General features: G+C 40.6%; 18 protein-coding genes and 2 tRNA genes. 11 read left to right on the top strand and 9 right to left on the bottom strand.

Annotation, left to right across the window (positions count from 1 at the left end; translation table 11 throughout):
- Positions 1-110 precede the first annotated feature (110 nt).
- Positions 111-1,322 carry a tyrosine-type recombinase/integrase gene (locus BP621_RS16535; protein WP_292391807.1) on the bottom strand — a complete coding sequence of 404 codons (1,212 nt, stop codon included), beginning with the start codon at positions 1,320-1,322 and terminating at the stop codon, positions 111-113.
- Positions 1,323-1,462: 140 nt separating this feature from the next.
- On the opposite strand from BP621_RS16535, the gene BP621_RS16530 reads away from it, so the two are divergent.
- Positions 1,463-2,158 (top strand): MerR family transcriptional regulator, encoded by a 696-nt coding sequence (locus BP621_RS16530; RefSeq protein WP_292391805.1) that lies wholly within the window; start codon positions 1,463-1,465, stop codon positions 2,156-2,158.
- A gap of 80 nt (positions 2,159-2,238) precedes the next feature.
- On the opposite strand, the gene BP621_RS16525 is transcribed toward BP621_RS16530, so the two are convergent.
- On the bottom strand, positions 2,239-3,090 hold the full coding sequence (locus tag BP621_RS16525; RefSeq protein WP_292391804.1) for a nicotianamine synthase family protein: 852 nt from the start codon (positions 3,088-3,090) through the stop codon (positions 2,239-2,241).
- A 231-nt stretch (positions 3,091-3,321) separates the two neighbouring features.
- The gene (locus BP621_RS16520) at positions 3,322-3,459 is read right to left on the bottom strand and encodes a hypothetical protein (RefSeq protein ID WP_292391802.1); all 138 of its coding nucleotides are present in this window, start codon (positions 3,457-3,459) and stop codon (positions 3,322-3,324) included.
- A 258-nt stretch (positions 3,460-3,717) separates the two neighbouring features.
- Here BP621_RS16520 and BP621_RS16515 point away from each other — a divergent pair, with 258 nt between their 5' ends.
- Entirely contained in the window at positions 3,718-4,542 is an 825-nt protein-coding gene (locus BP621_RS16515; RefSeq protein ID WP_292391801.1) for an alkaline phosphatase family protein, read from the top strand.
- 26 nt (positions 4,543-4,568) lie between these two features.
- On the opposite strand, the gene BP621_RS16510 is transcribed toward BP621_RS16515, so the two are convergent.
- The 3 genes from BP621_RS16510 to BP621_RS16500 form a co-directional block, all read right to left on the bottom strand.
- The gene (locus tag BP621_RS16510; protein ID WP_292391799.1) at positions 4,569-5,189 is read right to left on the bottom strand and encodes a hypothetical protein; all 621 of its coding nucleotides are present in this window, start codon (positions 5,187-5,189) and stop codon (positions 4,569-4,571) included.
- A 495-nt stretch (positions 5,190-5,684) separates the two neighbouring features.
- Entirely contained in the window at positions 5,685-6,083 is a 399-nt protein-coding gene (locus BP621_RS16505) for an RDD family protein (protein WP_292391797.1), read from the bottom strand.
- Positions 6,084-6,449: 366 nt separating this feature from the next.
- Positions 6,450-6,794, bottom strand: coding sequence for a hypothetical protein (locus BP621_RS16500; RefSeq protein WP_292391796.1), 345 nt, complete (start codon positions 6,792-6,794; stop codon positions 6,450-6,452).
- A gap of 459 nt (positions 6,795-7,253) precedes the next feature.
- On the opposite strand from BP621_RS16500, the gene BP621_RS16495 reads away from it, so the two are divergent.
- The 9 genes from BP621_RS16495 (at position 7,254) to BP621_RS16455 (ending at position 14,845) form a co-directional block, all read left to right on the top strand.
- Positions 7,254-8,390 (top strand): DUF373 family protein, encoded by a 1,137-nt coding sequence (locus tag BP621_RS16495; RefSeq protein ID WP_292391795.1) that lies wholly within the window; start codon positions 7,254-7,256, stop codon positions 8,388-8,390.
- Positions 8,391-8,480: 90 nt separating this feature from the next.
- Positions 8,481-9,257 (top strand): S-methyl-5'-thioadenosine phosphorylase, encoded by a 777-nt coding sequence (gene mtnP / locus BP621_RS16490; protein WP_292391794.1) that lies wholly within the window; start codon positions 8,481-8,483, stop codon positions 9,255-9,257.
- Between the two features lie 512 nt (positions 9,258-9,769).
- On the top strand, positions 9,770-12,250 hold the full coding sequence (locus BP621_RS16485) for a DEAD/DEAH box helicase (protein ID WP_292391821.1): 2,481 nt from the start codon (positions 9,770-9,772) through the stop codon (positions 12,248-12,250).
- A 169-nt stretch (positions 12,251-12,419) separates the two neighbouring features.
- Positions 12,420-12,818, top strand: a complete 399-nt coding sequence (locus BP621_RS16480) for a DUF3467 domain-containing protein (protein ID WP_292391793.1) — start codon at positions 12,420-12,422, stop codon at positions 12,816-12,818.
- Between the two features lie 239 nt (positions 12,819-13,057).
- Positions 13,058-13,300, top strand: a complete 243-nt coding sequence (locus BP621_RS16475) for a hypothetical protein (RefSeq protein ID WP_292391792.1) — start codon at positions 13,058-13,060, stop codon at positions 13,298-13,300.
- Positions 13,287-13,511: an LSM domain-containing protein gene (locus tag BP621_RS16470; protein ID WP_292391790.1), complete on the top strand. Its 225-nt coding sequence runs from the start codon at positions 13,287-13,289 to the stop codon at positions 13,509-13,511. Before BP621_RS16475 ends, BP621_RS16470 begins: the two co-directional genes overlap by 14 nt.
- A 33-nt stretch (positions 13,512-13,544) precedes the next feature.
- Entirely contained in the window at positions 13,545-13,946 is a 402-nt protein-coding gene (locus BP621_RS16465) for a helix-turn-helix transcriptional regulator (protein ID WP_292391789.1), read from the top strand.
- A gap of 295 nt (positions 13,947-14,241) precedes the next feature.
- Positions 14,242-14,316, top strand: a tRNA-Glu gene (locus BP621_RS16460).
- A 451-nt stretch (positions 14,317-14,767) separates the two neighbouring features.
- Positions 14,768-14,845: transfer RNA gene (locus tag BP621_RS16455), tRNA-Glu, on the top strand.
- A gap of 245 nt (positions 14,846-15,090) precedes the next feature.
- Here BP621_RS16455 and BP621_RS16450 read toward each other — a convergent pair.
- From BP621_RS16450 to BP621_RS16440, 3 genes are all read right to left on the bottom strand, one after another.
- Entirely contained in the window at positions 15,091-16,014 is a 924-nt protein-coding gene (locus BP621_RS16450; RefSeq protein ID WP_292391787.1) for a hypothetical protein, read from the bottom strand.
- A 1,397-nt stretch (positions 16,015-17,411) separates the two neighbouring features.
- Complete coding sequence (locus BP621_RS16445) at positions 17,412-19,061, bottom strand: AMP-binding protein (RefSeq protein ID WP_292391786.1); 1,650 nt, start codon at positions 19,059-19,061, stop codon at positions 17,412-17,414.
- 103 nt (positions 19,062-19,164) lie between these two features.
- The gene (locus BP621_RS16440) at positions 19,165-19,608 is read right to left on the bottom strand and encodes an acyl-CoA thioesterase (RefSeq protein WP_292391820.1); all 444 of its coding nucleotides are present in this window, start codon (positions 19,606-19,608) and stop codon (positions 19,165-19,167) included.
- Between the last annotated feature and the right edge of the window lie 76 nt (positions 19,609-19,684).

The following is a 19,684-nucleotide window of genomic DNA, read 5'->3' as shown; positions in this document are numbered from 1 at the left end:
TATTTTTCGGGTGTATGGTTCTTGGACAGCCATAGTCCGCAGAGCGGTTTGGTCTTCACCATTCCCATACAACTAAAGTTTCACAAAATATATAAAATGTTTTAACTTATTTAATTTTTCTTCTGAAGTCTTGCAACACTTTCAGTTAATTCCTTCAGGACATCAGGATTTGCTGCAATAGCTTGCATGACAGCCATATCAAGGTCTTGTTTGCCTCTTTCTATTTCCGCCGCCGTCGCATCTTTTAAAGGCAGCCCACATTTTCCACAATATCCTTGTGTCTCTGGGTTGAGTTCTTTGCACCTTGGACATCTTCCTACCTTTAAACCATCTGTATAAGTACCCTCTATCTCGATACCATTGAGCTTTAAAAGAGCCATTTCAGTATCTACATCATGCACATAAACTGCAGCCATTCTAGAGTCCGGTCTCCACCCCATAACTCTTTTTAATTGCTGGTCAGTCAGGTGCTCAGCCAGATCACTTGCTCTTGCATGTCTCCATGCATGGGGATTTACGGCTTTTTCTACACCACAGCGTTTAGCTATACGTTTTAATTGCTTGTCTAGTCCTTGGTTGGCGAGACGCTCGATAAAATTTATTTGTTCGCCACTAGGTGCAGTTATTATCTTAGAGTGGAGTGAAGTACACAGGAAAGCTTCCTTATCAGGTTTACCTTTTGTGTCCCTGCACGGGTGGTTTGTAATCCAATCTCGTAAAAACGAGGCAGCGAAGACAAGCCGTACGATCCTAGTGCCAGTTTTGCCTTTAAGTGTAATTCGGGCACCGTTAGCATCAAAAATTACATCTTTGATTCTACAGGATAGCAGCTCTCCTCGCCTGGCACCGCTCTCATACAGAGTTGCAATGACAGCTTTGTCGCGGTAATTGTTAGCCGTGTTTATCATCTTTTCTACTTCTTCCTTGGTAAGCAGGTTCTCCCGTTTCTTGTTTTCACTGTTGGTAGGTGGTCTTCTCTCCTTGAATAGCTCAGCAAGTTCTTTGTTTTGTGTATTAAAGAATTTTTTATATACACCCTTATATGAATGCATAGACGTTGCTGCATAACCACAGGCTTTTAAATAATCTAAAAAATCTAATATGTCCAACTCTGTTAAATCATTTAAAGGTTTAGAGCACCAACGTGAAAAAACAATGAAGGCACTATAATAAGATTTTAGTGTTTCATCACTTAAGCCTGTATTACCCTCTTTTCTAATAAAAAGTCTAAAAGCAGTTAGATTTTCAGCAGGCTTTTCAGAAGTATCGAAAATCTTAATTAATCTGTGGGCATAATTATCAATTGGTTCTATTCTCCCCATACACTTACTTTATGTAATTTTTACATAAAAATCCATCCTAAACAGCTGTTAGTAACAGCAACATTTTCTGAGCTTTACCGGAAGCAAAGGACCCTTTCACGGGATACAGGTACTATACCGTTTCCCAGCTGGAACAGGGAATGAAAATTAAAACTCTATGCTTCCTTGGATTTTCCCTGGAAGAAATCTCCCTGTTTCTGGATGCGGAAAGCAAAGGAGACTTCGAGTATATAGGAGCAGGCTTCAGGAAAAAACTTAAACAAACCCGGCTGGAAATAGGACAGCTGCAAAGGATCGAAGAGATCTTGCAGGGCGCCTGCAAACACAATGGAAAAGTTATGGAGTTATTCAAAATGTCTGTTACAGAACCCGTTATAAAGGAAATACCCGAGATGCGAGTAATAAGCAAGCGTGAAAAAGGAGCTTTTGTGGCAACTATTGGAAAACTTATAGGCGAAATCTGCACAAGCGTCGACAGTCCTGAAAATCAGCGAAACCGTGTAAAAGTTACAGGTCCGGTCATATTCCTCTGCCATGACGAAGAGTACAAAGAAACCGGCGCTGATATCGAGATCGCCCTGCCGGTATCGGGCAGGATCTCAGTCGAAGACCCGAAAATGGAAGTAAAAACCCTGCCTGCTATAAGAGCCGTCTCGGTGGTCTACCGAGGGCCGTATCCTGGAGTCGAAGCCGGTTATAACCAGATTTTCTCGTATGCTAGGGAGAATAACCTGGAAACTCTGAGCCCGAGCAGAGAATTGTATTTCAATGATCCTGCAGAAGTTCCTGAAGAAGAGCTTATGACTGAAATTCAGGTCCCGGTAAGGGATAAGTAATTCGTTAAAATAGTCTGTTACTACTAAGATAGTCTGTTACTACTAAGATAGTCTGTTACTACTCCGGAATTCCGGAGCAATTACTCTTTTTTCTCCAGAAAGATGACTGTGTTATATACGGGAGGCTCAGGCCGGATTCTCTTATATTCCCTGTAACCTTCAGGTAAATTAAGCAGAGAGTCCCGATTTAGCAGTTTCATTAAGCCTTTTTCGTAGATTCTGTAAGAAATCCTGCAGCCCGGAGGTATTACTTTTAGTAAATAATCGAGAATTTCTTTTTTAGGTTCAGCCTGGGCAGCTATCATGAGAGCCTTTACCCCGGTGCCATGATCTAGAAAATCAATTGGGTTGATAGATAGATGATTCCCGGTAATTATAGTGATATTTTCCGAAAGCCCCAGCTTCTCAAGCGTTTTTATTGAAAGCCATGTCCTTTCAGGATTCTGCTCTATCCCTTTGCCCTTTACCGCATAATATTTGAAGAAAATGATAAGTGTCAGGGGAAGGGGCCCGCTTCCGAGGAAAGAAATCCTGTCTCCGGCTTTTAGCTCGAAACCTTCGTATTCTGTCCGAACCAGCTTGAGATAATTTTTGTAAAAGGGAAATTTCTCAAGGACATCCCAGGACGATTGGCTCGCAAGAATTTCCTTTGCATATCCGGTTTCCAGCCTTACTGTATATAAATTTCTGAATCGATTAATGTGAGCGAAAATTGGTTCCAGCTCCTGATTGTTCAGGAGAATAGAAATTACATCACTTCCCAAATCCAGAGTAATTAAAGCATCCAGCCTCAGGAACAATTTTTCGGGCTTGTCCGAAGAGCAGGAGAGAATCTCTTCATCAGAGAGTTCCCTTATGTCCTTATACAAATCGAGTATTTCTTTGAGAATAGTTTCTGAAAGCTCTATACTCTTACCAATTGCACCAACCATACCAATCCCCGAAGAATATTATGGTGCACCTGAATATATTCCTGTTGAAAAACCAAAAACACTTGCCAAAAGATATACGATTTTTAGATTCAAAGGAGTCACTGGCCTGGGTAAATAAAGTGTAACAATTTTACGGCTCTCCGCTATTCTGTATTGAAAAAATTCCTTCAAAGATGCTTTCCCCTTCGCCTGCAAGCGTGCGAATAAACCACTGCCAAAAGAGCTTCGCTGCTATCCCTGAGAATCCAGAAAGATTCCTGCCAGAAGCCCTAAAAGGTAGCCTGGCAGGGTATACCTGATCAATTCTGAAAACCCTTCCCCGTCTTCAGGTGATTCTGCTTCAGAGACTTCTCCATCTTTGGCGTTCATTTTGCCCCTCGGATACTCTATTCTATCCCTTGGAAATTCATACCACTCCGATATAATTATTTACAGTTATCTGATAGGACGTACTCACTTCATATACAAAATCAAGCACAATAAACGTTATAGCTAAATATGAGCTTTAGACGGTTAAAGGTTTAGCGCTATCGATTTCTCGTTTCAACCGCGTAAGTCATATGAGTTTAAAATAGGAACACAGGAAAAACATATAAGCGGCTTGCCAGATAATGTATTGGAGAGCACATGAAAATATTAGAGTGTAACACTATTGATATTGCCCCTACGATCTCGAAACTGCTGAAAATCCCTATGGTTCCGCCTACTGGCAGGTCAATTCCGGAAGTAGAGAGCTATGCAAAGGAAAGAAGCTGCAAAAGAGCAGTAATTATTGTGATTGACAGTCTGGGGTATTCTCTTTATAACTATTTTTCTCCGATAATGAAGAATTTGAGCAAAATCGCCGAAAAAGGACTTCTCTTCAGCTGCAGATCCCCAGCAACCATAACATCTCCTGCGATTGCGTCGATTTTCACAGGATACCTGCCTGAAGAGCATAATATCTACTCAACCGCGGACATTTATACAGAAAGGACAAAAGACTCGGAAAACCCGAGACTGAAAAGCATTATGGAATGGGCTTGCAGGGCAGGCATGAAAGCGTCCGCGGTCATAGAGTCCGAAGGTGCGGAAAGTTTCAGGGGAAGGATAAAAGAATATTATGGAGTTCCGGATTCCGAGGATATCCTGGATTATGACCTTCAGATAACAAATTATGCGTTACTTGCACTCAAAGAAAAACCCGATATTCTGGCGGTTCACCTCAGAACCCTTGACCGTTTTTCCCACAGGGCAGAAAACTGGAAAGAATTGAAAAAGGCTGCAAAAGTCGTGGATGAAAACCTGGGCAAGATCTACCGGAATGCGGAAAAAGGAACGATTTTCTTTATCTGCGGAGATCACGCAATTCACGGGGGGAAAAAGTGGTTAAAGGGTGTGGAGGAGGAAGATATCAAAAATCACAGGCAAAACCTTGTGGCTCTTATAGTAGCCTGTAATCAAGAAGCCTGAATTTTTTCCCTGTAAAATTTAGCAGATCAGAACTTTTGCTCGACTTCAAGAACTTTAGTGAAACACCGGATTGTCCGGCTGGTGTTCTTATGCAGGATCCCGATGCCTCCTGCTTCTTCCCATTCGCGGATGTTTTCGGAGTTATCATCAATAAGAACTCTTGAAACTCCTGATTGTAAGGCTTTTTCCGGGCGGTAACAGAGAATTGCAGCCTCTGCGTAAGAGGGCCCGAGTTCTTTTCTGAGCCATTTGATTTTTCCCTCTCTAGCATTGATTAAGGCTTTTTTCCTCTCAGGCCCGGGGAGCGCAGAAAGGATCGTCGGACAAAGGCCCGAGCTTCTAAGGAACCCATGTAATTCCCGTCCTCCGGGCATCCAGGACATATCTGACCAGAACTCGATTCCTGCAGATGTAATCTTTTTCCAGAAGAGTTCTCTGTCGTTGCTGTACCAGAACATCATATTGTCACCAAGCTTTTCACAGGCGGTGGTGAAATCCGTAAGGACTCCATCCATATCGAGGAAGAGTTTTATTTCTTCCACGGGCCCGGAAGAAAAAGAGATCTCAGGAGAACGGCTTGAGAGAGGACTCTGAAAGCTTATCGGTCTGTTCTGGATAGAATTGCGCTGATTGAAAGAAATAGGCATAATAGACTTCCCTTTATTGCTCTGGTAGCAAATGACTTCCCATTAATCATTAAGACATCATAATAAAAAAAAGTACTCATAGTAAAAAAATTGATATAATGGGTGAAAGTAAGAAGAGGAGAAAAGGATAATAATGAAAGGAAAGAGAGTAAAATGGGGAAAGAAATAGGAGAAAGAATTGATAAAATAAGAGGGAGGAGAAAGAGTTGATAAATAAGAGGGGAAAGGAAGGAAAATGGGGAAAATAAAAGGAAAAAGATAAAAACAAGGAAAATAGGGAAATAAAAGGAAAAAGATAAAAACAAGGAAAATGGGGAAATAAAAGGAAAAATATAGAAAAAACAAGGGAAAGTAAAAGGAAAAAATAGGAAAATGAGGGAAGTAAGGGAATAAAAAGGAAAAAGGATGGAAAACGAAAAAAGTAAAAGGAAAAAGATAGGAAGAAATAAGAAAGTTAAAAAGAAAAGATAAAAAGTTAAAGAGAAAGGAATTGGATTAAGATCGGTCTTCCTGAATAAATACCACGGTCTTTGCAACAATGTCGTGAAAGGCCTGCTTTTTTGAAGTAAAAAAAATCGGCAGAAACCCTGTAAAAAAGGGAATTACAGCTAGAATTTTCAGAATAAAGCGCTTTGTTGCCTGCATAAAGGAAATTCTGTTTCCGTTGAGATCAGTAACAATAATGTTCACAGCCTGTTTGCCCACTGTTGACTTTAGGGTCGAACTTTCCTGAAAGACAAAATAAGCCCATATCATGAGAAAGAACAGAATATAGAAAAGAGTTTCATCTAGGGGTTTTGTGATTAGCTCTAAAAACATAAAAAAGAAAATAATTACGAAAGTATCGATTATTGAGGCTATAAGCCTCCTGGAAATGCCAGAGTATGGTTGCATACTGATCTCCCAAATTTAATTTATACAGACGTCGTACTGAATAATAAAGTTAACTCTTTAAATAAATTATATAATTGAAAAAAACATTAAAAGCATGGAATGTGGGATCAAAACTGACTCGATGAATATGCATTGAGAAGTAAAACCGACAATAAAAGAGAAGGTTAAGAAGATAGGACTTACGTATCTGAACTGAAAAATCAATAGCATTAAACCTTTAACGGTCTAAAATGTAAATTTAAACAACAGTGCTTATTGAACTTGATTTTATACCTCAAGTGCGTAAGTCCTAGAAGACAGTTACTTCTCACCTGGAAGATTATTACCTTTTTATCTGTTACTTTGTTCACTTTCGTTACTTTGCAGTTATTGTTTTTTCTTTGAAATAGGGCTTTCGATCTTATCCACCAATTTCTTTACATCGGTCTTGATATCTGAAGCAAGTTTTTTTGCGTTATCGCCTGTCGTATCAACCAGTTTTTCAACCCTGGTAGTGATGCTCTTTACCTCATCCTTTACATCAATTGATTTTATTTCCTCCGAGATTGATTTTATTTCAGTATTTATATTCTTTGCAAGTTTAAAGGCTTCGTCCCCAGTTTTCTTTGCAAGTGTGTCAATGTCGTTGCCAAGCTTTCCAACTTTATCCTGTATTCTGCTCTTTTTTCCAGCTTCAGTCCCTTTACTTTCGTTTTCCATTGTTTGTGCCATATAAACCCCTTTTTATTTTTGATGAAGATAATGGATTTCTCTCAGAAAGAGAGCCTTTTTTGTAAACATTTACTTATTATGGTTTTTCAAAATTATAAAAGTATCTTTAGAAGTTAAATACGAATTGCTTAATCAATTGCATAACGAATTAATTTAGGAACCACTTTATAAATTAATTTACAAATTACTTTATTAATTACTTAACTACTATATAACGCACAGTAAAACCCTCCACTGCCAAAACAAAATTTTAAAAAATAGATTCTGTTACGCTACAAGCTTATAAAGTATAAATTAAAATAGTATGCTTGTAAAAAGTAAAGCAACTTAACTGATTAAAAGAGTTTATGTAAAACTCCGGCAGGAAAGATATAAGAGCCAATAGCCAAATCAGATACCGTATTCATGAAAAACCAGCTCTCTGCGATAGAGTAAGCCATTGAAGGCTATAGAGGAGATATGCAGACCTTAGTTATATGCATAGACAGAGATAACGATCTGGGCGAAAAAGCAAAACTCGAAACCCCAATAGTGGGACGGGAGGCAAATGTTCAGGCTGCCGTCGCACTTGGGATCGCAGACCCGGAGGATTCTGATACCAATACGATTTTTGGCGGAATCAAAATTCTTGATGAATTGCGGTCAAAAGGAGTCGATGCTGAGATAGTTTCTTTTGCAGGAGACAAAAACGTTGGAGTGATCTCAGACCAGAAAATTGCCGAGCAGCTCGAAACGTTCCTCAATATGAATGATGTGCAGAGGGCAATATTCGTCTCAGATGGGGCAGAGGACGAAACGCTTGTGCCTATTGTTCAATCTCGTATGAAAATTGACTCCGTGAAAAGAATCGTAATAATGCAGAGTCAAAATCTGGAAAGCACTTACTATATCCTGAAACATGTCTTCAGCGACCCGAAAATCTCCCAGACTTTCTTTGTACCTTTAGGGCTTGCTTTTCTCATTTATGCAATATTCTTACTTGCCCGCTATCCCGAAGGTGCAGTTGTGGGAATTCTTGCAGCCGTAGGGCTTTACATGTTGTACAGGGGTTTTGGGCTGGACGACCTTGTTGCTCTTGAAAAAGAAAAGCTCTGGGACGCTTTTCTTGAACAGAGGATGGTTTTTATCAGCTATACGGCTTCCTTGCTTACAATCCTTGTAGCAACTGCGTACGGAGCTACGGAAGTATGGAAGCTTTATTCGGCAGAAGGAGTATGGTATCAAGGAACCCTTACGCTTGTTTCAGTATTTATTAATGCTTCAGTCTGGTGGTATACAGGAGCCCTGCTGCTTGCTGATCTTGGGAAAATCTTCGATTTAAGGATGGAAAATAAGCCCGTTTATAGAAATGTCGCGATTTCTTTGTTTGTGATCGCAACAGGGCTGCTTTTTTGGGGCGCAAGTACATACATTTTAGCGAAAGCCTCCCTTTCGGAAGGCATTACTAATGATGCAGCCCTTGCCCTCCAGTACTTTGTGTATTCGGTCGCAGTTGCTATTCTTATTGCTCTTGCAGGCATAAAATATAGCGTGTCAAACCAGGCTCCCGAAAAAGAAGAGAAAGGAAGAGATAGAAGAAAGAAAAAACTTGCCTGACCGCAGGCGGCCTGCGAGAGGATTTAAGGTTCAATAAAGCCAGATGAAATTGAAATTGGGGTAACAATAAAAACCACCAGGAAGATAAAAATGGGAAAAGTAGCTGAAAACGTTGAAGTTGCGGTGCTCGGTGGCGTCGGTTTTAATTCATACCAAGAATTTAAAAGTCAGTCAGTACATACTCCATATGGAGAAGTTACTGCTTATTTTACTACTATAAGAGGGAAAAGAGTTGCAGTAATCCCCAGACATGCAGGAGAAAACCATATTCCTCCTCACAGGATTAATTACAGGGCCAATGTCTGGGCCGCATATTCCATCGGGGCAAAACGTGTAATATCTACGAATTCCGTTGGATCAATGCGAGGGCATCCGGTGGGCAGCTTTGTAGTCCTTGACGATTTCATAGATTTCACTCGGAACCGGCCTTCTACCTTTTATGATGACAGGACCGTACATGTTGATGTCTCTGAGCCCTACTGCACGGAGCTCAGGACAGCCCTTAAAGGTGCTCTGGAAAAACGAGGACTTCCCTATACAGAAGGAATTTATGCCTGTACGGAAGGCCCACGTTTTGAGACAAGGGCTGAAATCCGCATGATGAGCCAGTTTGCAGATGTTGTTGGCATGACCGGTGTGCCTGAAGTGAGCCTTGCAAAAGAACTCAGCCTCTGTTACGCTTCTCTTGCCATTATCACAAATCAGGCATGTGGAATGACTACACAGAAACTGACCGCTGATGAAGTTACTGAGGTCGTGGGAAAAGCTCAGGATGCAATCTTTGAGATTATTTCGGGCACGATAGAAAATATTCCGGAAACTCGAAACTGCAGGTGCAAATTTGCAAAGGAAGGAGCTTGTTTATAAAACAGTACTTTAGGAAGCAATATATAAGCAGCTTCTATGTAAAGAGTTTTTACTCTAGTATTTTCGATAGGTAGTTTCTCTAGTTACTTCCCCCAAACAATCTTAAAATAATTCCTTGATATCTTCCTCCAACAAATATTTTAAAAAAATTTTTCAACTGGTACATTTAATACTGTTGATATTCGAGGAAACCCTTTAAAAGTTTAAATATATAATAATTATGTAATAAAATATTTATATAATAGTTACCTATAAAGTGAGGTTGCAAATAAGATGGAAAGGTAGAAGTCCGGAAGGTGTGCTAAGGAAGAATAAATAGTACTCCCCGAACAATGCTGAAAGTGTAACTAATATTTGAATAGACTTTCACCTGTAAACGCAAATTGCGCTGCTAAAAGTTAATAAGACAACAGAATGTTGATTTTTCAAACTTCGAAGTTTAAGCTTTGGAGGAAAATATACAGGCTTTTAAAGAAGCTTACTCATACCACTCATATATATCAGGATAAATAATCATGCTCTGGGTCCTAGGCTACGCTGAAAAATCGAAGATAAGAGTTATGACTATAAAGGACCGTATGAAACAGCCGATTTATATGGCCGAGCTCCTAATAAAGGATAGTTATAAAGGGCCACGCCCCCATAAAATAAGGCTACTCACCGGCAAGAAAAAAGAAGAATTTATACCTCCCCAGCAGTTTATAGAACTCCTGCGCAGTGCAAACCGGATAATGCTCGCAGAGGGAGGGGATACTGCAAATGAGGCTGCTTTTCTGGAAATGCTCAAAGGTTTTCAACTTGATGCAGACAAAGTAAAAATTTGTAAACACTGCTGGATAAATAAACGTTTCAACTTTGTAAATAGTAAATCCATTAAATATAACAACGAACTCATCTGCCTGGAATGTGCAAAAGAAGAACTTTTGCGTGCAGTCCGTTCGGCTGGCGTGCAGTATGGGGAAAAATCCATAGATTTCTTGGAGCAGGTGCTCTCAAAAACCCGAGACCTGGACAGGACTATCCGGATGCTGAGTCCTGAGAGGCTGGATCCTGAGTTCACACGTTACGATACTATAAGGACAAAACCCGCCAGTGTTACAATCAGGGTAAAGAGCCTGCCCCTTCAAAAGAAGTTTAAGGAAATGCTGCTTGAAAAATCCGAGACCCTGCTGCCTGTTCAAGCATTATCGATAGAAGCCGGGCTTCTGGAAAGAAAAAATCAGTTTGTAGTCTCGGCAACAGCAACCGGAAAGACCCTTATAGGGGAGATGGCAGGAATCCAGAACCTCTTTAACAAAAAAGGAAAAATGCTCTACCTCGTTCCCCTGGTTGCACTTGCAAACCAGAAGTATGACCAGTTCAACGAGCGCTATTCAAAACTCGGGCTTACCACCTCCATAAAAATCGGGGCAATTCTCATAAAAACCTCTCAGCGCGTGAAGATGCAGACAAGCCCGGGTGCGGATATCATTGTAGGGACTTACGAGGGCATAGACCACATGCTTCGGTCGGGAAATGCCGATTTTCTGGGCAAAATCGGGACTGTGGTTGTGGATGAAGTTCATACCCTCGAAGACCAAGAAAGAGGGCACAGGCTTGATGGATTGATAGGAAGGCTGAGGTATGTGGCACCTGAAGCTCAATTCATTTATCTCTCCGCAACCGTTGCAAATCCCGAAGGCTATGCAAAGAAACTTGGAGCCAGGCTTGTCCGTTACGAACACAGACCGGTTCCAATAGACAGGCACCTCCTTTTCTGCCAGGAAAACGAAAAGGCAAAGCTGATTTCCCAGCTTGCGAAAGAAGAATATTCAATGTTTTCTTCCAAAAAGCACAGGGGACAGACAATTGTTTTTACAAATTCCCGCCGAAACTGCCACAAACTTGCAGGAGCCCTTTCGATTCAGGCGGCGCCCTATCATGCCGGACTTTCCCAGTACGAGAGAAAGAAAGTTGAAACTCGCTTTGCAAAAGGAGAGATTCCGGTAGTTGTGACCACGGCTGCTCTTGCAGCGGGTGTGGATTTTCCGGCTTCCCAGGTGATCTTTGAGTCCCTGGCAATGGGAATAGACTGGATTTCAGTCCAGGACTTTCTGCAGATGAGTGGAAGAGCAGGGAGACCTGATTACCACGACAGAGGAGTTGTTGTGCTTATGCCCGTGCCTGGGAAATCCTATTCAGGTTCCCAGTCCGACACCGAAGAAGAGGTTGCAATTAAACTGCTCCAGGGAGAAATGCTCTCAGCAGGCGTACATTATGGAGAAGCCGAGCAACTTGAGGAAGTGCTTGCATCGGTTGCAGTCACCTCTTCGGTGCAGGACCTCAGAATGATCCATAACTGGATGTTTGGAAGCTACGACTTGGATAAATTGATTCTGCGCCTTCAGAGCTATCGTTTTGTGGAAAGAAAGGGAAAACGAATAACGCTTACGCGTTTTGGAAAAATTATTGCAGCTCATTTCCTTCCGGTATCGAAAGCTTTTCTAATTCGGGATGCAGTGCTTGGAGAAAACGAATCCCTGAAGATCGCAACGAACCTGGAGTTTTTCGATGCAGCATATTTCAAGTACGCAAACCAGATAGGAAGCTCACTGCATGTGAATATGCCTTCAAGGATTTTTCAGGGAGCTACTCTTGATATAATTTTTGACGGGGAGTCTCTTTCCCAGCTTGATGCAAAAATCCAGGAGCTCCTGTTGAACTTTGCTTCGGACTTTTTAACCTGTAAATGCAAAGATTCACCTTACTGCGGCTGTGCAGAACAGAAGTTTTCGGAAAAAATAATCAAGCTGCGTACAGAAGGGCTTGAGCCTAGACAGATTGTAAAGAAACTTGAAGATAAGTACGGGATCTCGGCTTACCAGGGCGACGTTTTCGGGTACCTGGACAACGCAGTCAGAAACCTTGACGCCGTGGAACTAATAGCAAAGGTGCACTCGAAAAAGGGAGTTGCAGAAGAAGCAAAAAAGCTTAAAAAGAAAGTCCAGGGTTAAAAGATCAAAAACGTTTTTGCAGATAACATTGTATGATGAGTTAAAATGTTCCTGCTTATGTGGGAATGCATCGTTTATATGAGAGGATTGACCGGTTTTTCAATAGTCGGTCAGTATATGAGATCATAACCTGATCGTATACGCTGAGAGTAAAAGTAGAGGTAATTTCATGACCGAGGATGTTGAATCCAGGGAAAATATCGAAAGCATAGCTTCTAAAAAGATTAAAAAAGGCATTACAGTCGAATTTGTGAAGCCTGAAAACTTCAGGCAGATATATGCTATCGGAGCTGCAGGTGGACACAGCCCCTATGATTTCAGGATTGGTTTTTACAATGACACTCCAAAACTGTTCGGGGATGTCTCAGAGTCAAGGGTTATTCAGAGACGTGTAGAAACTGAAGTAATACTCTCTCCGGTAGCTGCACTTGAGCTTTCCCGCTGGCTGACCCAGCATATAAATGAATACGAATCCGTTTTTGGGCCTATTGCAAGAGCAATCCCGAGACCAAAAAAGGAGTCTGCAAAGCTTGCTGACGAAAGTACGGATCTCCAGGGTTACATCTGACTTATTAGATCTAATCCTTCATCCGGTCTGGATAAAAAATTGGATAAAATACCTGTAAGCCGCACAAGTTTTTCAAAAAAGGCTTGATCACAAATCTTTTCTCAAAAGGTTTGATCGAAAACGAGGAAATGTTTGAATTTGAGAAACTGATCCCAAACCCTATACGGCGTGATCAACCGGCGCAACGGTTGCGAAGGAACGATTTGATCCAAGAGGTATTTTGAGAGCTATGGAGATCGATGGTTATATATCTCTGTAAAGGGTATGTAGTTTTCAGTTTTCTTAAAAGCCGGTGGAGTGACAATATAAAGAAATTTCTCAGTCGCTGGCATGAGGCGGCTGATACAGGCAGCAAGCAGACCGCAGGTGTGGATGTGCTTCTGATGCGACTTGCTCCGCACTGGCTTGGGACTAAAAAACAGAAACGAGTACGGGGAGAATTCAAAATAAATCAGCGAGGGTTTAAATTTGTTCCCAAATAAAAAAGTTCAGAAAATTGTTGGATCAAAAATCCAGGTAGAAATGAAAGGCGATCTTAATCTGCTTGAAGGCACTCTTAAGAGCGTGGACGACTATATGAACCTTCATCTTGTGGACACCATGGAGATCGTAAAAGGAGAAAAAGTTCGTTCTCTTGGTTCAGTAGTACTGCGTGGTAATAACATTATACTTATCACTCCTATAGAAGAATAAAAACTTCATAAGGAACCCTATTAGTGTGGAATCATGGATCTTGAAGAAGAAGCCTACAATATAATAAAAAGACATAAAGAAGGCGTTTTCCAGAACGTAATCTGGAAAGAGCTGAATATCGACAGCAGAAAATGTTCCAGAATCATAAAAAAGCTTCTGGATAAAGACCTAATAATAAGAGAGGTTGGAGTCTCAAACGGGGCAAGAACATACCTACTGAAAGCAAAGGAAGAGGTTAAGGAAAAATATGACCTCCTGCTTGCAGGAACATTGTTTTCGGCCTGTACAAACTGCACCGGTGACTGTCAACCCGAATACTGCGGGAAACTCAGTGAATGGATTGGCAGCCTCATTCAAGAAGCTGAAAGATCAGAAGAGACCGGTGAAATCAAAGCCGATATCGAAGATGAGGAAGAAGCTGAAGAAGAAATCTAATAAGGAGATTTCTAAATTCAACAGCCAATAATATTCTCAAAAACAGTTTTCAGTCAAGACTTTTCTTAAAAGGTTTGCGTAAACCGTTACGCCGGTTGATCACACCGCTGCTAGGTTTTTCGATTAAACCTTTTTTGATAAAGTTTGCGCTTATGCAGTTTTTTAAAAGGTTTGTGAGATTTCTGAATTCAACAATCAATAACGTTTTAAAAAGTATCGGCAGCCGCTAACTATATATAGAAGAACCTCTTATTGAAGAACCCCTTCAATGAGGGGAAAATAAGATACATCAAAAGCTCCGGTAGTGTAGTCCGGCCAATCATTCCGGCCTTTCGAGCCGAAGACTCGGGTTCGAATCCCGGCCGGAGCATCATATCATTTTTTATAGTATTTATCATAATTCACTTTTTCGTTGTACTTATTTGTAAATACTTTTTCATATCGCATTGGCTAAACTGTTCTTTTAGATTACTATTAAAAATGCTCACTATTTTTTAACTTGCTACTTTGCAAAGTTAACGCTGTCAAGTGCAAGTACTGAGGTTGAGCGCGAAAGTTCATGATCTATGACCTGTCCTCCCAGATCCCCCTAAATAGAATGTCCTTTTCAGAAAATCTTTTGAGATTTTAAAAATTAGTTTTAATAAATTATAATTATTCTTATAAAGTTGCATTTTACCTATAAAAAGTAATATAAACTAATTAAAATAGTTATTGCATAAAAGGTTATCTGGTTAATAGATTACACCAGAAAGGACAGATAAGGGACAGGTATATATATTACTTAAGTCTATTGAAGGTCTCGCTGTGAGATGCAATGTGCTCCGGTAGTGTAGTCCGGCCAATCATTCCGGCCTTTCGAGCCGAAGACTCGGGTTCGAATCCCGGCCGGAGCACCATGTTTAATTTCCCACACTGAACTTCTTTTCTATAGTGATTTTTCTACAGTGATCCATGAATTTTCTATAATGATTTTCTATAGTGATTTATGATTTTTCTCTAACTATTTATTTTTTTAGAATTTTTTTATATTTAAATGCGGAAAAAATAGATTTTCAGGCTCTACTTCCGGTTTGTTAAGTTTCTGAAGTATTTAACTCCCCCTATTCTGCTTCCTTAAATATAACTTTCCCCAACTGCTTCTTTAACTCTTTTTCAGAATAAAAGAATGGAACTCCTTTATTTCCCTGATTTTTTCCAGGTTCTGTTCTGCATCAAGCAATCCTGCCGTGTTAATGGATTCAAGCGCAGCCTTTGCGGCAAAGCAAGCTCCTTTCAGGCCCCGTTCAAGAGTAAGAACCCTGATCATTTCCAGAGACCACGCAATCTGGACAAGTATATTTTTCATTCCGCGCTGAGAGACCTCGGTGCCCAGGTTTTCAAGTGCCTCAATTACTGTCTTTGCGTAGGACTCGTTATTTTCCCTTACAGAGGCATTACCAAGATCTTCAAGAATGACTGCAGTTTCCAGAGTACTGGTCTCTATTGCCTGTTCGGCCGAAGCAATTCCTATCTCCCCAAGGTAGCCTATAGCAGCAATTCCGGCCTTATCAAGGCCTTTTTCTATGGATTTCAGCGATACCTGCATAAGGTAAGCCTCAGAAAGGCTTGTCAGCGTTTCCATTTTCATTCTTGACGAGCCCTTTCCGCAAGTTCCGAGCGATTCAACTGTACTTCTAGCTGCCGCATCCAGGCCTTTTCCGGCAAACTCCAGGGTAAGGCTCCCGACAATCGATAAAGCCTTTATAGCAAGCGGCTCCCTCTTTTGACCAGCAGCCTCAAGTGCTATATCTCCAAGAACGCGACCTGAAACTGAACATGCCTGCTCCATTTTCATTTCAGCACTTACTCTCGCTATATCCCCTATCGAGATGATCAGTGCTTTTATATCCAACTCGTTTTCAGCATCGGCATCCAGGTGAATCAACTGGAATGCGAAACCCTTGAGTTTGTCAATAGCTTCTACTGTTCCTTTTAGGTCCCCACTATACGCCTTTTTGAATCCTTCTTCAATAGTCCTGACCACATCCAGCTCGTTTACATTCACCGGCGATATACCAGACCCCACAATAGTCCTTGTTAATTCTATTGTTCTTACTCCAGATTAGTTTTCCTATCGGAATCAATCTCCTGCCCTTTACAATTTTCACCTTAATCCTGGAATTCTGCCGCTCTGATCTTTGTCCGGCAGCAGATAATTTTTGATTTTTGAAAAGCTTGAAATCTGTTAGCCGTGTTCTTAAAAAATTCATGGCACTGGAATTTAACCAGTTATTAAATCTTTGTTTTCTAGAAGCAGAAAGTAACTCTGAGATGTCCGAGATCATACAGGCGTGAATGCAGCAGTTACCAACCGGGTAAGTAAACACATGAGCGCCTGATATCCGAGCTGGTTTCTAAAATGGGAACATTACACTGTGTACTAAGACAAGAAAAATATGGAAAAGAGTAATCCATAAAGCGATACGCATAACTTGTAACCTTGACATTAATCAAAAACTTTTTGACTTGCTTTAAGAATATGAGTATGAAAATTTATTGAACAAAAATCCGTTCAATTAAGGAATAAATGAGTTTTTGATAGTATTCATACAATCAATAGGAACTCATATAAGTGACTCATCAAAGGACTTAAATAGAATAGGACAGTTATTGATTGTTTGAAAGATTTGTAAAGGTCAGGATTGGGGAAAAATCAAAAGTTTAACTTTAAATCTAATAAAAATTACGCTGTTTGCATGATTTACCTAAGTTAATAAATTGCGCTGAGAGTTTAGTCAAAATAGTTTATAGTCAAAAATAGTTTACGTAAAATGTTCAGATTAAGTTAAAAGTTAGTAATTGATTGAGAGCCCTTTTTGATGACCCTGAGCTCTCAATCGGTGAAACCCCCTTGAAGAATACTCCCCCATATTCTTCTCTTAGTTGCAAGAGAGCAGTGCAGACATTTAATTAGTTGTGGTGATTGATTGAGAGCTCCTTAGTGATCCATGAGCTCTCAATCGATGAAACCCCTACAGAAAAATTCCCCATACGCTATGCACAAAGGTGTACTATTGCGCTTCTCTTACAACTACTTCCTTCTAATGCTGAAATCGTATATATAATAAATTACGTCAAATATTCAATTGCCCATAGGTTTTGTATTATCACAAACTTTTTAATATGGGAACAAATTGAAATGTCCTTCAAAAATATAATCAATCTTTAAAATTTGCTAACATCTAATTTTTTAATGGCTTTAAAAGTAGAACTTACGCGGTTGAAACAAGAAATCAATAGCATTAAACAATCAACTGTCTAAATCATTTATTTAACACCAACTCCTTTGTGCTTGATTTTATACCTCAAGTGCGTAAGTCCTAAAAATATTAAAGCAAAAGAATTAACGAACTAAAATTCAATCAAAAAAGAAAATCGACCTGAATGGCCGATAATACTAAAGCCAATAGCTACTGTTTTTAATCAACTGTTTTCATCCTGCTTATTAATAAGTTCCACAGCCAATTCCCTTAGCCTGTACTTTTGAATTTTACCGCTTGCTGTCAGCGGGAATTCATCTACAATGAATACATGCTTTGGAACCTTATAGCGAGCGACCTTGCTTAAGGCATAATCCCTGATATCAGCTTCTGTAAGGTCTGCACCATTTTTGATAATCACAAAGGCACCTACAATTTCCCCATATTTTTTGTCAGGAATACCCACAACCTGGACGTCTGTAACTCCGGGTATGGTAAGCAGGAGTTCCTCAATCTCCCTTGGATAGATATTTTCCCCTCCCCGGATAATCATATCCTTAATCCTGCCTGTGATTCTGTAATAACCGTTTTCGTCACAGGTTCCAAGATCTCCACTGTGAAGCCAGCCGCCTTCATCGATAATTTTTTTCGTTTCGTCAGGCATTTTATAGTAGCCTTTCATTACATTATATCCGCGACAGCATATCTCTCCTACAGTATTTGGGGGCACTGGCTCATTGGTGTCAGGGTCAACAATCCTGACCTCTACGCCCGGGAAACACTTACCGACAGTTTCGACCCTGAGTTCCACAGGATCATCCACAGCAGTTTGGGTCATACCAGGAGATGCTTCCGTAAGCCCATAAACACTGGTAATCTGATAGCAGTGCATATCATTTACGACTTTTTTCATTGCTCCCACAGGGCATGTCGAACCTGCCATAATCCCTGTCCTGAGGGAAGATAGGTCAAACATATTAAACATGGGATGCGTATACTCGGCAATAAACATTGTAGGCACACCGTAAAGAGCTGTACATCTTTCTTTATGGACTGCAGCAAGTACCAATAGAGGGTCAAAAACCTCAAGCATAACGAGCGTTGCTCTGTGAGTCAGAACGGCCATAACTCCGAGCACTATCCCGAAACAGTGGAAAAGCGGCACAGGAAAACAGAGTTTGTCTACATAGGTGAACCTCTGGCGATCTCCGATAGAAAGCCCATTGTTCAAGATATTTCTATGGGTCAACATGACTCCTTTAGGAAATCCGGTTGTACCTGATGTATACTGCATATTGACAACATCGTCACAGTGGACACTATCCATAATCTCGCGGAGCTCGTTATCGGGATAATGGCTACCAAGAAGCATAAGCTCATTTGTGTTATACATACCCCGGTGCTTTTCCTGTCCTACGTAAATTACACTCTTAAGATAGGGAAAGTTTTTGCTTTTCAATCTTCCTCTTTCAGAGGTTTTGAGCTCAGGGACCAGCTCATTTATTATTTCAAGATAATCAACGTCTCTGAAGCTATCAATCATAGCCAGGGCCTTCATATCGGACTGTTTTAATACATATTCGACCTCATGGCTCTTGTAGGCAGTATTCACAGTAACAAGAACTGCTCCTATCTTTGCCGTGGAAAACATGAAAGTAAGCCAGTCAGGAACGTTTTTTGCCCAGATTCCTACATGGTCTCCTTTTTTTATTCCTATAGCTAGTAGCCCTTTTGCAAGGTTATTGATCCTTTCATTGAACTGCCCATAAGTAAAACGAAGATTGCGGTCAGGATAAATTATAAATTCGTGGTCAGGGTCTACAGACACCTGTTTTTCAAAGTATTTCCCGAGGGACTCTTCTATAAGATGCATGGTATTAGCCTCTCACTTGCGTTATCATTTATTAAGAGCTGCTGGACTGCGAACAGAAATGTCTCTTATGCTCCAAAATTCGGTTTGTGGGCAGTCAGTAAATTCAAATCGAGCAAGGGAAATCCGTATCCGTTTCAGCATTATTCAACGCAGGAAGCATATGCGCTGTAAGAATTTCGCGGATTGGATCAGGAAGGGGCATTGCTTTCTGGAGCTTGAAGTCATAATAAACCAGCACTGCCTGACCCTTTACCTTGAGCTCGCCTTCCTGCCATGCCTCATGTCCGACAGTGAAGGAACTGTTCCCTATTCTTGTAATGAAAGTTCTTATTTCCACATCCGACCTGAAATACATCTGGTGCAGAAAATCAAACTCAGTCCTGACAAGAATCAGATGCCATACATCAGGGCTAAGATCAAGGTCCGGTGAAAAAAGCCGGAACACTGAGTTTCTTCCAATTTCAAACCAGACCGGGAGAACAGTGTTATTCACATGTCCAAGCCCGTCTATGTCCCCAAAACGTGGACTAACAATTGTACTGAACATTTTTGATTCCTTAACTCTCAAGTACTTGTGTTTAAATTACTGAAAATCTGAAGCTTCCAGCCAGTTAATTAAGTGC

Source organism: Methanosarcina sp. UBA5 (assembly GCF_002505485.1).
Lineage (GTDB): Archaea > Halobacteriota > Methanosarcinia > Methanosarcinales > Methanosarcinaceae > Methanosarcina.
Note: the sequence above shows the minus strand (reverse complement) of the source record. Positions and strands in the feature narration are given on the sequence as shown.